Genomic DNA, 12507 nt, shown 5'->3' with positions numbered 1-12507 from the left:
ATCGATCCAGGACAGACCCCCATGACCCAACCAAGACAGCTAAGCCTCGGCGCCTTCCTCATGGCCACCGGGCACCACGTTGCCGCCTGGCGGCATCCGGACGTGCCCGCCGATACGCTCGACTTCGCGCTCTACAAACGCCTCGCGCAAGTCGCCGAGGCGGCGAAGTTCGACACCCTGTTCGTCGCCGACAGCGTTGCCGCGCCCACCACCGCGTATGCCAGCCATATGGCGCGCTCCACCGGTTTCGAGCCGTTGACCCTGCTCAGTGCACTGGCGGCGGTCACGGAGCGCATCGGCTTGATCAGCACCGTCACCACCAGCTACAACGAGCCGTACCACGTGGCGCGCAAGTTCGCCTCGCTCGACTATATCTCCGGTGGCCGTGCCGGCTGGAACCTGGTGACCTCGGATGCCGCCGCCGAAGCCCTGAACTTCAACCGCGAGGCACACCTTGGCCACAGTGAGCGCTATGCCCGCGCCCGCGAGTTCCACCAGGTCGTCAGCGGCCTCTGGGACAGCTGGGAAGACGACGCCTTCCTGCGCGACAAGGCCAGCGGCCAGTACTACGACCCGGCCAAATTGCATGTGCTGAATCACCAGGGCGAGCACTTCCGCGTACAGGGGCCGCTGAACGTTGCCCGCTCACCGCAGGGGCGGCCGGTGGTGGTGCAGGCGGGGTCCTCTGAAACCGGTCGCGCGCTGGCCGCCGAAACCGCCGATGTGGTGTTCACCGCGCAATCCTCCCTGGCCCGCGCACAGGACTTCTATCGCGACCTCAAGGGCCGGCTGGAGCAGTTTGGCCGCCATCCGGACGAGCTGAAGATCATGCCCGGCGTATTCGCGGTGGTGGGTTCCAGCGAAGCCGAGGCACGGGACAAGTTCGAACAGTTCCAGGAGCAGGTGGAACCCCGCGTCGGCGTGGCGCTGCTCGGGCGCATGCTGGGCAACTTCGACCTGTCGCAATGCCCGCTCGACGGGCCGCTTCCCGAATTGCCGCTGACCCAGGATGGCCAGCAGAGCCGGCAGAAGCTGCTCACCGAACTGGCCGGGGAGGAAAGCCTCAGCCTCGCCCAACTGGGGCGGCGCATTGCCGGTGGACGTGGCCACTACAGCCTGATCGGCACGCCGGCACGCATAGCCGATGAGCTCCAGGCCTGGTTCGAAGGGCAGGGCGCCGATGGTTTCAACGTTCTGGTTCCGCACCTACCCGGTGGACTGGAGGACTTCGCCGGCCTGGTAGTGCCGGAGCTGCAACGGCGCGGTTTGTTTCGCACCGAGTACGAAGGCACCACCTTGCGCGAGCATCTGGGGCTGACGCGCCCGGCCAATCGTTTCGCCTGAACCCGGCGGGCTGAAGCCCACATCAAGGCGTTCCACTCAATGATTCACGAGTCGACCTGATGACCTATATCGCCGCTCCGCAGCGCTACGAATCCATGCCTTACCGACGTGTCGGCCGCAGTGGCCTGGTGCTGCCCGCCCTGTCCCTCGGGCTGTGGCACAACTTCGGTGACACCACCCCCATCGACACCCAGCGCGAGCTGCTGCGCACCGCCTTCGACCTGGGCATCAATCACTTTGACCTGGCCAACAACTATGGCCCGCCCTATGGCAGCTCCGAGATCAATTTCGGGCGCTTGCTGCGCGAAGACTTTGCCGCCTACCGCGACGAGCTGGTGATTTCCACCAAGGCAGGCTGGGACATGTGGCCCGGCCCTTATGGCCAGGGCGGCAGCTCGCGCAAGTACCTGCTGTCCAGCCTGGACCAGAGTCTCCAGCGGCTTGGCGTGGAGTACGTGGACATCTTCTATTCCCACCGTTTCGACCCCGACACCCCGCTGGAGGAAACGGCAGGCGCGCTGGCCAGTGCCGTGCAGCAGGGCAAGGCCCTGCATGTCGGCATCTCGTCCTACTCGGCGGGCAAGACGCGAGAAATCGCCGCGCTGCTGCGCGAGTGGAAGGTGCCGCTGCTGATTCACCAGCCGGCCTACAACCTGCTCAACCGCTGGGTGGAGAAGGACCTGCTGGCGACGACCGATGAGCTGGGTGCCGGGGTCATCGCCTTCACACCGCTAGCCCAGGGCCTGCTGACCGACAAATACCTCGAGGGAGTCCCGGGAGACGCGCGGGTCAATCGTCCGGGCGGCGCCTCGCTGCGGGCTGAGCACCTGGCTCCGGCGAATATCCAGCGCGCCCGTGCGCTGAACGAGATCGCCCGGCGACGTGGCCAGAGCCTGGCCCAACTGGCCCTGGCCTGGACATTGCGGGATGCGCGCGTGACCTCCGCCCTGATCGGCGTGAGCCGGCCGGAACAGATCGTGGAGAACGTCGCCGCGTTGCAGAAGCTGGCGTTCACTTCCGATGAGCTGGCGGAGATCGATCGTTACGCCGTGGAAGGCGGCATCAACCTTTGGGAAAAACCCTCTACCGATTGGCAGGACTGATATGAAACGACTTGGATTTGGGGCGGCGCTATTGGCGCTGCTGACACTGGCGCAAGGTGCCGTGGCCGACCCGGCCACCTTGCGCATCGGCTACCAGAAGGCGTCCTCCAGTCTGGTGCTGGCCAAGGAACATGGCCTGCTGGAAAAGCGTTTCGCCGGTACCCGGATGGAATGGATCGAGTTTCCCGCCGGCCCGCAGATGCTCGAAGCGCTGAACGTGGGCAGCCTGGATGTGGGTTCCACCGGTGACATTCCGCCCATCTTCGCCCAGGCGGCCGGCGCCGACCTGTTGTACCTCGGCTCGGAGCCCGCCAAGCCGCAGGCCGAAGTCATCCTGGTGCCGACGGACAGTGCGATCACCGACGTGGCTGGGCTCAAGGGGTGCAAGGTGGCGCTGCAGAAGGGCTCCAGCGCCCACAACCTGATGCTGCGTGCCCTCAAGCGAGCCGGGCTGGGCATCACCGATATCCAGCCGGTGTTCCTCAGTCCCGCCGATGCACGTGCCGCCTTCGAGCAGGGTGCCGTGGACGCCTGGGCCATCTGGGACCCGTTCTATTCGGCAATGGAACTGGAAGGCCGCGCACGCCTGCTGGCCAATGGCGAAGGGCTGGACCTGATCGGCCCCTTCGTCCTGGGCGCCCGCGCCTATGTGGACGCCAACCCGGCGTTCATCCGGCAATTGCTGGATGAGCTGAGCGCGGCGGAAGCGCTGACCCGCAGCCACCGCGACGAGAGCATCGCCATACTGGCGCGCTTCACCGGACTGGCACCCGCTGTGGTTGCGCGCACCTTCGAACATCGCCCGGCTTCGCCGATAGGCCCAGTGACCGCGGAGATCATCGCGGCGCAACAACGCACGGCCGATCTGTTCCGGGAAAACCGCCTGCTGCCACGGCGGGTGGATGTGGCGTCGGCGGTGTGGCAGCCGAAGGCGGTCGGCGACTGATGCGCGAACACGTGTGGATAGTTCAAGGACGGGCTCTTCCGCCCTTTTATGGGCACAGGAGCCGAGGCGTAAAAAAGTGCCTCTTCGTTAGATTGAATATTCACTAGGGTTATTTGCTAATTCCTGAAGTGCATATCCATTACGTCAGGGAAGACGCTATCGATGCTCAATCGTACGTGATCGCATGGAAATCGCTGTTACCAAGTCCGAATACGCTGCCATCGATGAGGAAATCGTATGCCCGGCGTACCTGGTCGACGCTGTCTCGTCATCTTGCTCGACGGAATGGCGCTCCTAGAATCGACGCCATTCCGGTTACCCATTCCATCCTTTGAGGGAGCGCCACCATGATGAATGCCATGCAGATGCCGATGTCCACCAACCCCATGATGCCGATGATGGGCATGCCCATGATGATGGTCACCATGGCGTGCGACATGCAGGACGACGGCATGATGTGCAAGATGATGCCAGCCATGGGCATGGACATGGCGATGTTCCGCAACAGCGCCGAAATGATGGCGATGATGATGAACTGCGGCATGCCGGTGATGATGCACTGTGGCAACATGTCGATGATGTGCATGTCCCAGGCCGGCATGGCGATGATGCCGATGATGGGCATGATGAACATGATGCCGATGATGGGGATGGGCATGCCCATGCCGTCCATGAAGTGCATGATGGAGTGCTCCATGCAGGGCGACGCAATGATGTGCAAGATGATGCCGATGCAGGGCATGAACATGGAGATGTTCAAGAACTGCTGCGCCCTGATGATGAAAATGATGGAGTGCGGCATGCCGATGATGATGAGCTGCAATGGCATGCCCATGATGTGCTGCACCTGCTGATCGGCAGGACAAAAAAAAGCCCGGCCGGGAAACCCGCCGGGCTTTTTTATGCCTCCATTCCGGGGGCCGTGGTGGAAGGCGCTTCGCGATTCCCACCCCGCCGGGCGGCGAGGGCCCCCTGGGGGGATGGAAACGGGAGCGGTCCGGCTCAGTCGAGCCGCTCGGCATAGGTGGTGACCAGGTAGGCCACCGCTTCGCTGTCCGAGGGATTGCGGTAGGCATGGGGCTGGTCGGCGTAGAACAGGATCGAATCGCCGGTGGCGAGCAGGAAGCGCTCCTCGTTCACGCCGATCTCCAGCACACCCTGGGCCACCACCAGGTTCTCCTGGGTGCCGGGAGCGTGGCCGGGGGAATCCTCGGTGGCCAGGCCCGCCAGGCGCAGTTCATAGAATTCCACCTGGCGCGAACAATCGAAGGGGAACAGCGCGCGGCTGACAAAGCTGCCGTCGCTGCTCACCAGACGCTTGCTCTGGCGCGCCGGCAGCACCGCGACACCGTCGAAGGCGCGGTCATCAAGAAAGGCGGCCACCGAGACCTTCAGGCCCTGGGCGATCTTGCACAGCACCTTGATGGAGGGCACGCTGCGGCCCGATTCGATCTGCGCCAGCATTGCGCGACTCACGCCGGATACACGCGACAGGCCATCCAGGGACAGATTGCGCTTGCTGCGCAGGCGCAACAGGTTGCTGGCAACTCGCTGGCCTATGGGGTCATCCACTGCGCTTGGCGCCGCGATCAACACCTGGTCATGGGCACCGGCAGATAAGGACTGCCCCATGGTTTCACGCCTCTCGAGTGCTGCTGTCCCGATGCTGCTGCAGCACCTGAAACGCCCCGTAGCCGGCGCGAGACGCATACATCAGCCACATCAGCTCGGCTATGCGGCGGGCCTGGCGGCGCGTGCGGTAGCGGGCGATGTCGATGACGTTGTCTGCGCGGTCCATTTGACGTTCTCCTTTGGAGTCATGGGGTACGGAGCTAGCCTAGTCGTTCTGTTTTAGAACAATAAATACTTAATTTGTATTTATTTATTCCATTTAGAGTCTAAGCTGCGCGCAGCGCACCCTACGGAGGGGCCAGCCGTAGGATGGGTTGACCGAGCGCACAGCGGCGGGGAGTCGCTGGGAACATGAGTCGGTGCTCGACACGATGCAGTCCCGCCTGGATCAGGCACCGGAGATGATGCGCATCCGCCGCCAGACGGTGGAGCATCCGTTCGGCACGTTGAAGGCCTGGATGGGCGCCACCCATTTCCTCACCAAGACGCTCGACCGGGTGAGCACGGAAATGAGCCTGCATGTGCTCGCTTACAACTTCAAACGGATGCTGAAGCTGCTGGGCAGTAACGCCCTGATGGCGGCGATGAAGGCCTGAACCCCCCCATTGGCTGCCCGCTCAACTCGTCGCACCGAATCGCGGAAGCCGCACTTGCCCGAATCAGCTGAATGCCTCGGATCGACACGCCAAGCGCCCTCGAGGCCGTTGGACGCTGCTAAAACCGTTCAATATCCAACTATCCATCACCCGCTGCGTTTTTACACGGCCTGGTCCGAAAGCGGACACCTTGAGTCGGTGTCCGCCAGTTGGGCCCTAGCTAAACCTCACCAGCTTGAGAGCCGGCAGTGGCCCACCGGGGAACTGCGCAAGGCGTCCCTCGGCAAGTCCGCCCAGATCGAGCGCCTAGGCTTCGCTGGCATCGATCTAGGCGGCCTGGCCGAGGGGCATCACCTCTGTTGCATGCCAGCTGATGCGCTGTCAGTTGGCCCCGGCTTAGCCAGTGACGGCGCGAACTTCGATCGAGCAACTAATCCTAGCCATGGCTCGTGGGCGACGACCTCGACACATCGAGAGCGGTCGTGGAGTTACCCGCGGCTTGTTAACCACGCCCGCCAGCCACCGAAGCGGCTGATGTCCTCAGCGCCATCCAGTCCCCAAACATCACAGATGAAGCCGGTTTCCCAACTGCCGTCTTCCAATTGCACCTTGCCCAGCCCCAGCGGCGCCGGGATACCGGTGAGGAAGGAGCCCAACGCGGCGCCGGGCAGTTCCCAGACTTCCACCTCGATAGCCACTCCGCCTTCGGCCACGCGCAGCATGCCGGGACGCAGCGGCGGGCCGCCGGCCAGGGCGTAGAGTTTGTAGTTTGGCGCGCTGCGGGTGGCGCGCAGCAGGCGGGCGCCGCGCTGGCGCAATTGCCAATTCAGCGCCAGGCCGTCCAGGTGCGCGCCGCAGACGACCAGGCGTGCGCGGTCGTTGCGCGCGGCGTTGGCGGAAGTGGCGGGGCAGACCAGATTGCCGCCGGTGAGCGGCAGGTTGTGCTGGCGCTGCAGGGCGTCGGCCACGCCGAGCAGGTACTGGTCGGTGAAGGTGCGGCCGAACAGCGTCACGCCCCAGGGCAGGCCGTTGTCCATGAGGGCGCTGGGCACGGCGACGGCGGCGTAGTCCAGCAGGTTCATGAAGTTGGTGTAGTAGCCCAGCTCGGAATTGCGCTTCACCGGTTCGGCGTGCAGCTCGTCAAGCGTCACCGGACGGCCGATGGTGGGCGTCAGCACGCAGTCGAGGTCGGCGAGGATCGCGTCGCACTGCGCCTTGAGCTCCTGCAACCGGTATTGCGCGCGGAACGCCTGCACGGCGGATGCACCGGGCGCTTTCGCCAGCACGTCGCGGATCACCGGCAGCACCGCCTGCGGGTCACGCTCGATCAGGTCGCCGGCCACGCTGTAGCGCTCGGCGACCCACGGGCCTTCGTAGAGCAGGCGCGCAGCTTCGAGGAAGGGCGCGAAGTCGATTTCCCGCGCTTCGCCGCCCAGGGCCTTGAGCTGGTCGAGGGCGTCGGTGAACAGCACCGGGCCTTCGTGGCAGCCGAAGAACTCCAGCTGATCGGCGCGGGGCACGCCGAAGCGGAACGGCCCGGGTGCACCGAAGGCGCTGGCGTCATTCCAGACCGGGTTGGCGCGGCTATAGCCATCCTGCGGATCGAGCCGAGCAGTGAGGGCGAGCAGTTCGCTGGCCTCGGCGGCGCTGGCCGTGAAGTAGGTGATGCAGTCCAGCGTGCGGCAGGCCGGCAGCAAGCCGTGGTTGGACAGCAGTCCCTTGCTCGGCTTGAGCCCCAGCAAACCGTTGAGCGCCGCCGGCACACGGCCGGAGCCGGCGGTGTCGGTGCCCAGGGCGAAGCTCGCCAAGCCCAGCGCCACGGCCAGCGAGGAACCGGCGCTCGAGCCGCCCGACGGATATTCCGGCAGCACGCTGTTCCGGCATTCGCCGTAGGGCGAACGGGTGCCGTTGAGGCCGGTGGCGAACTGGTCGAGGTTGGTCTTGCCCAGCGGGATGGCGCCCAGGTCGACCAGTTGCTGCACCAGCGTCGCGGAAGTCTCCGGCGTGTAGGCGAAGGCCGGGCAGGCGGCGGTGGTGGGGATGCCGGCAAGGTCGATGTTGTCCTTGATGGCGAAGGGGATGCCGAAGAGCGGCAGGCTATCCGGCGACTTGTCGTCCAAAGCGGCGAGGTAGGGTTCCAGCTCGTCCAGCGTCAGCAGGTGGATGAACAGGTGGTAGTCCGGGTTCAGCGCGGCGGCCTTGTCGCGTAGTTGGGCGATCAGCTGGCGCGGCGTGGCGCGGCCTTCGCGGTACGCAGTGCGCAGAGTGGCGAGGCGCAGGTCGAAGGTGTGGGGCATGGTCGGGATTCCTTGGGGCCGGTCATTTCAGTGCGTGGGCAGCCCTCTCCCTGAGAGGGCGCGTTTCAGCTGTCGCTCAGGATTCTTCCATCACCACCACCCTCTGCCCGGCACGCACCGGCGAGCCGGGCTGCAAGCGCACTTCGCGCACCACGCCGTCGCGCGGGGCGGTGAGGGGGATTTCCATCTTCATGGATTCGAGGATCACCAGGATGTCGCCGGCCTTCACGCTGGCGCCGGCCTCCACCTGCACCTGCCAGAGGTTGCCGGCGATGTGGCTTTCGATGGCGTGCTGGCCGGCGCCGAGCGGGGCATCTTCGCCGATTTCCACGGCGGCCTCTTCGCTCTCGAAATGCGCCTGGCCGGAGGCGATCCAGCGTTCGCGCTCGGCGTCGAAGGCGGCGCGCTGGTGGTGTCGGAAGGCGGCGATGCTCTCGGCTTCCTCGGCGAGGAACTGCTGGTAGTCGGCCAGGCGCAGTTCGCTGTGTTCGATGCGCAGCGGGTAGCGGCCGAGCGGGAAGTCGCGGCGGATGCGCAGCAGTTCGTCCGCCGACACCGGGTAGAAGCGGATCTGGTCGAAGAAGCGCAACAGCCACGGCTTGCCGTCGAACGCGGCGACTTCGCGGTAGCGGTTCCACATCTGCAGGGTGCGGCCGACGAACTGGTAGCCGCCGGGGCCTTCCATGCCGTAGACGCACATATAAGCGCCGCCGATGCCCACGGAGTTTTCCGCCGTCCAGGTACGCGCCGGGTTGTACTTGGTGGTGACCAGGCGGTGGCGCGGGTCCAGCGGCGTGGCCACCGGCGCGCCGAGGTAGACGTCGCCCAGCCCCATCACCAGGTAGCTGGCCTCGAACACGGTGCGGTACACCGCCTCCAGGTCCGGCAGCTCGTTGATGCGGCGGATGAACTCCAGGTTGCTCGGGCACCAGGGCGCGTCCTTGCGCACGGTGGTCATGTACTTCTCGATGGCCAACTGGCAGGCGGGGTCGTCCCAGGACAGTGGCAGGTGGACGATGCGCGACGGCACCTTGAGGTCCTGCGCGGCGCACACGGCATCCCACAGGCCGGCGACGGTTTCCAGCAGGCTTTGCAGCGGCAGGGTTTCCGGCTGGTAGTGCACCTGCAGCGAACGGATACCGGGTGTGAGATCGATCACGCCGGCGAGATCCTTCGCTTCCAGCGCCTGCATCAGGGCGTGGGCGCGGAAGCGCAGCACGAGGTCGAGCTCGGGCTGGCCGATTTCCAGCAGCAGGTGGGTGTCGCCGGAGAGGCGCGCGACCAGGCGGGTGTCGTCCTGGCCGAGGTCGAGGACGATGGGACTTGTAGGAGCGAGCTTGCTCGCGAACGCATTCTGCTGGTGGTCCCTGAGTTGTGCGGTTTCGCGAGCAAGCTCGCTCCTACAGGACTGTGCCAGTGCGCGAGCGGTGGAGATATCCACCGGTAGGAAACGTACCTTGTCCCCGGCCTTGAGCTGGCCGAGCTGCCAGAGGTCGGCCTCGATCACCGTCACCGGGCAGACGAAGCCGCCCAGGCTCGGGCCGTCCGGGCCGAGGATGACCGGCATGTCGCCGGTGAAGTCCACCGCGCCGATGGCGTAGGGGTTGTCGTGGATGTTCGAGGGGTGCAGGCCGGCCTCTCCGCCACTCTCGCGCACCCATTCCGGCTTCGGGCCGATCAGGCGCACGCCGGTGCGGCTGGAGTTGAAGTGCACTTCCCAGTCGGTGGCGAAGAAGGTCTCGATGTAGGCCTGGGTGAAATATTCCGGCGCGCCGTGGGGGCCGTAGATCACGCGGATCTGCCGCACGTCTGGCAGCTCGGTGCGTAGCGGCGGCGGCAGGCTGGCGCCGTGGCTGGTGTCTTCCAGTGCGGCGAGGTGCAGCACGTCGCCCGCGCGCAGGGCGCGGCCGCCGTGGCCGCCGAATTGGCCGAGGGTGAAGGTGCTCTTGCTGCCCAGATAGTCCGGCACTTGCAGGCCGCAGCGCAGGCACAGGTAGCTGCGTGCGCCGGCGCCGCTGACGGTGCCCAGGCTGAGCGTGGCGCCGGCGGCGATGAACAGCGCGGTATTCATCGGCTGCTCGATGCCATCGAGCAGGACCGGCAACGCCGCGCCGGTGATCGCGACCACCGCGTCGGTGTTGAAGCGCAGGCTCGGACCGCTCATGGTGATTTCCAGCGCGGCGGCGCCGTCGGGGTTACCCAGCAGGACGTTGCCCTGGCGCAGCGCGCGGTCGTCCATCGGCCCGGACGGCGGCACGCCCACGGCCCAGTAGCCGAGGCGGCCGGGGTAATCCTGCACGCTGGTCTGGGTGCCGGCGTTGAGTACTTCGATGGTGTGGGCGCGGTAGCGCAGGCGCTCCAGGCAGCGCGTCCAGGGTGAGCCGCTGGCGAAAGGAGCGTCGGCGAGGATCTGCCGCAGGTAGTCGCGGTTGCATTCCACGCCGTAGAGCAGGCTGTCGGCGAGCGCGCGGTCGAGACCGGTGCTGGCTTGCTCGCGGGTCGGCGCCCAGGCGATGAGCTTGGCAATCATCGGGTCGAAGTAGGGCGGAATCTCGCAGCCGGCCTCGACCCAGGTATCGATGCGTAGCGCCTTGCCATCTGCCGGCGGGAACTGCACGGTGGTGAGCAGGCCGGGGCAGGGCTGGAAGTCGCGGCCCGGGTCTTCCGCGTACAGCCGTGCCTGAATGGCGTGACCGGTGGGTTGCAGCGTAGCGGCCAGTTCGGCCAGCGGCGGCAAGTCGCCGGCGGCCAGCTCGATCATCCAGCGCACCAGGTCGATGCTCCAGACCTGCTCGGTGACGCCGTGCTCCACCTGCAGGCGGGTGTTCACTTCGAGGAAGTAGAAGCGCTGCGCCTCGCTGTCGTAGACGAATTCCACGGTGCCGGCGCTGCGGTAGCTGACGGCTTTCGCCAGTTGGATCGCCGCTGCGCAGAGCTGCTCCGCCATGCCGGCGGGCAGGTTGGGCGCCGGGGTTTCTTCCAGCACCTTCTGGTTGCGCCGCTGCACCGAGCAGTCGCGCACGCCGAGGGCGATCACTTCCCCCTGACCGTCGCCGAACACTTGCACTTCCAGGTGGCGGGCGCGCTGGATGTACTTCTCGATGAATACGCCGGAGTCGCTGAAGTTGTTCTGCCCCAGGCGCTTCACCGCGTCGAAGGCGTCGCGCAGCTCGTCCGCCGAGCGGCACACACGCATGCCGATGCCGCCACCGCCGGCGGTGCTTTTGAGCATCACCGGGTAGCCGACGTGTTCACCGGCGAGCAGGGCGGCTTCGAGGTCGGGCAGCAGGTCGGTGCCTTCGAGCATCGGCACGCCCTGTTCGCGGGCCAGGGCACGGGCGGTGTGTTTGAGGCCGAACAGGCGCAGTTGCTCCGGCGTCGGGCCGACGAAGGCGATGCCGGCGGCCTCGCAGGATTCGGCGAAGGCGGCGTTTTCCGAGAGGAAGCCGTAGCCGGGGTGGATGGCCTGGGCGCCGCTGGCGCGGGCGGCTGCGAGGATTTTCTCGACCACCAGGTAGGTGCTGGACGCCGGGCCTTCGCCGAGGCTGATGGCCTGGTCGGCCTGCTGGAGATGCAGGCTGGCGGCGTCGGCTTCGGAGTAGACAGCCACGCCTTTCACGTCGAGTGCTTGGAGGGTGCGCAGGATGCGGCAGGCGATGGCGCCGCGGTTGGCGATCAGGAGTTTGTCGAACATGAGGAAGTCCCCATGGGGTGGCGGGTCGTCCCGCCGTCATTCGGTGTGCGCCAGGGTCGTCCGCGGCGCTGAAGCTTCTCGTAGGATGGGAGGAGCGAAGCGATACCCATGCGGTATCGGCGATGGGAATCGCAGGCTCCACCCATCCTACGGGGCAGGTTCGTTGCCGCCGGGGCGCTGGCGAAGCGTGGGGCTGCACTGAGCGCTGCGGCTCTGGCAAAGCAGCCACAGCCAGCGACGCAGGCGCACGGTCAGTCCCATACCAGCAACTCCGCCGGGGTCGGGTTCCAGCCGTTGCAGGGGTTGTTGAGCTGCGGGCAGTTGGAGATCAGGACGATGACGTCCATGTGCGCGAGCAGCTCGACGTACTTGCCGGCGCCGGAGATGCCGTCCTCGAAGGTCAGGCCGCCTTCGGCGGTGACCGGCACGTTCATGAAGAAGTTGATGTTGTGGCCGATGTCGGCCTTGGAGAGGCGCCCGTCGTGCAGGCTGGCGCGCAGGAAGTTGTCGCGGCAGCTGTGCATGTAGCGCTTGTCCAGGGCGTAGCGCACGGTGTTGCTTTCCTGGGCGCAGGCGCCGCCCAGGGTGTCGTGGCGGCCGCAGGTGTCGGCGACGATGCTCAGCATCGGGTTGCCGAGGTTGGACCAGAGCACGCTGCCGGCGCTGAGATAGACCTGCCCCTGTTTACGCAGGGTGCGCTGCACGTCGTAGCGCTCGCGCGGGTTGGCGGCGCAGAAGAATAGGGTGTCCACCGCCTGGTTGCCTTCCAGGTCGAGGATGCGCAGGGTCTGCCCGGCTTTCAGTTCGGTGAGGCTGGGCTCGCCGGCGGGAATCAGGGTGCGCAAGATGCAGGCTTCGGGGTGTTTGTCGCTGGGGACGATGGGCATGTTCGCGC

Annotated in this window: 9 protein-coding genes and 1 pseudogene; 5 read left to right on the top strand and 5 right to left on the bottom strand. The window is 66.1% G+C overall.

Annotated elements, in window-relative coordinates; all coding sequences use genetic code 11:
* Positions 1 to 21: 21 nt before the first annotated feature.
* From E8F12_RS08470 to E8F12_RS08455, 4 genes are all read left to right on the top strand, one after another.
* Positions 22 to 1344 carry an LLM class flavin-dependent oxidoreductase gene (locus tag E8F12_RS08470; protein ID WP_280324803.1) on the top strand — a complete coding sequence of 441 codons (1323 nt, stop codon included), beginning with the start codon at positions 22 to 24 and terminating at the stop codon, positions 1342 to 1344.
* 59 nt (positions 1345 to 1403) lie between these two features.
* Positions 1404 to 2447: an L-glyceraldehyde 3-phosphate reductase gene (gene mgrA / locus E8F12_RS08465; protein WP_280324801.1), complete on the top strand. Its 1044-nt coding sequence runs from the start codon at positions 1404 to 1406 to the stop codon at positions 2445 to 2447.
* A 1-nt stretch (position 2448) separates the two neighbouring features.
* On the top strand, positions 2449 to 3393 hold the full coding sequence (locus tag E8F12_RS08460) for an aliphatic sulfonate ABC transporter substrate-binding protein (protein WP_280324800.1): 945 nt from the start codon (positions 2449 to 2451) through the stop codon (positions 3391 to 3393).
* Positions 3394 to 3740: 347 nt separating this feature from the next.
* A complete protein-coding gene (locus E8F12_RS08455) occupies positions 3741 to 4247 on the top strand; it encodes a hypothetical protein (protein ID WP_280324799.1) in 507 nt (168 codons plus the stop codon).
* A 148-nt stretch (positions 4248 to 4395) separates the two neighbouring features.
* Here the strand turns inward: E8F12_RS08455 and E8F12_RS08450 are convergent, their stop codons facing one another.
* Positions 4396 to 5025: an XRE family transcriptional regulator gene (locus E8F12_RS08450; RefSeq protein ID WP_280324798.1), complete on the bottom strand. Its 630-nt coding sequence runs from the start codon at positions 5023 to 5025 to the stop codon at positions 4396 to 4398.
* 4 nt (positions 5026 to 5029) lie between these two features.
* Positions 5030 to 5191 carry a hypothetical protein gene (locus E8F12_RS08445; RefSeq protein ID WP_280324796.1) on the bottom strand — a complete coding sequence of 54 codons (162 nt, stop codon included), beginning with the start codon at positions 5189 to 5191 and terminating at the stop codon, positions 5030 to 5032.
* 172 nt (positions 5192 to 5363) lie between these two features.
* On the opposite strand from E8F12_RS08445, the pseudogene E8F12_RS08440 reads away from it, so the two are divergent.
* Positions 5364 to 5621 (top strand): annotated as a pseudogene (locus E8F12_RS08440) (transposase); the annotation flags it as partial.
* Between the two features lie 488 nt (positions 5622 to 6109).
* Here the strand turns inward: E8F12_RS08440 and atzF are convergent.
* The 3 genes from atzF to E8F12_RS08425 form a co-directional block, all read right to left on the bottom strand.
* Complete coding sequence (gene atzF, locus E8F12_RS08435) at positions 6110 to 7918, bottom strand: allophanate hydrolase (protein ID WP_280324795.1); 1809 nt, start codon at positions 7916 to 7918, stop codon at positions 6110 to 6112.
* Positions 7919 to 7994: 76 nt separating this feature from the next.
* On the bottom strand, positions 7995 to 11612 hold the full coding sequence (uca, locus tag E8F12_RS08430) for an urea carboxylase (protein WP_280324794.1): 3618 nt from the start codon (positions 11610 to 11612) through the stop codon (positions 7995 to 7997).
* A 251-nt stretch (positions 11613 to 11863) separates the two neighbouring features.
* Positions 11864 to 12499 carry an urea amidolyase associated protein UAAP2 gene (locus E8F12_RS08425; RefSeq protein ID WP_280324793.1) on the bottom strand — a complete coding sequence of 212 codons (636 nt, stop codon included), beginning with the start codon at positions 12497 to 12499 and terminating at the stop codon, positions 11864 to 11866.
* Between the last annotated feature and the right edge of the window lie 8 nt (positions 12500 to 12507).

Source organism: Pseudomonas sp. BN102 (assembly GCF_029871245.1).
Classification (GTDB): Bacteria; Pseudomonadota; Gammaproteobacteria; order Pseudomonadales; family Pseudomonadaceae; genus Metapseudomonas.
Note: the sequence above shows the minus strand (reverse complement) of the source record. Positions and strands in the feature narration are given on the sequence as shown.

Excerpts from the sequence above, each read along its gene's own strand:
- E8F12_RS08445 (WP_280324796.1), bottom strand. The coding sequence starts at position 5,191 with ATGGACCGCGCAGACAACGTCATCGACATCGCCCGCTACCGCACGCGC.
- uca (WP_280324794.1), bottom strand. The coding sequence starts at position 11,612 with ATGTTCGACAAACTCCTGATCGCCAACCGCGGCGCCATCGCCTGCCGC.
- E8F12_RS08460 (WP_280324800.1), top strand. The coding sequence starts at position 2,449 with ATGAAACGACTTGGATTTGGGGCGGCGCTATTGGCGCTGCTGACACTG.
- E8F12_RS08455 (WP_280324799.1), top strand. The coding sequence starts at position 3,741 with ATGATGAATGCCATGCAGATGCCGATGTCCACCAACCCCATGATGCCG.
- E8F12_RS08425 (WP_280324793.1), bottom strand. The coding sequence starts at position 12,499 with ATGCCCATCGTCCCCAGCGACAAACACCCCGAAGCCTGCATCTTGCGC.
- E8F12_RS08470 (WP_280324803.1), top strand. The coding sequence starts at position 22 with ATGACCCAACCAAGACAGCTAAGCCTCGGCGCCTTCCTCATGGCCACC.
- mgrA (WP_280324801.1), top strand. The coding sequence starts at position 1,404 with ATGACCTATATCGCCGCTCCGCAGCGCTACGAATCCATGCCTTACCGA.
- E8F12_RS08450 (WP_280324798.1), bottom strand. The coding sequence starts at position 5,025 with ATGGGGCAGTCCTTATCTGCCGGTGCCCATGACCAGGTGTTGATCGCG.
- atzF (WP_280324795.1), bottom strand. The coding sequence starts at position 7,918 with ATGCCCCACACCTTCGACCTGCGCCTCGCCACTCTGCGCACTGCGTAC.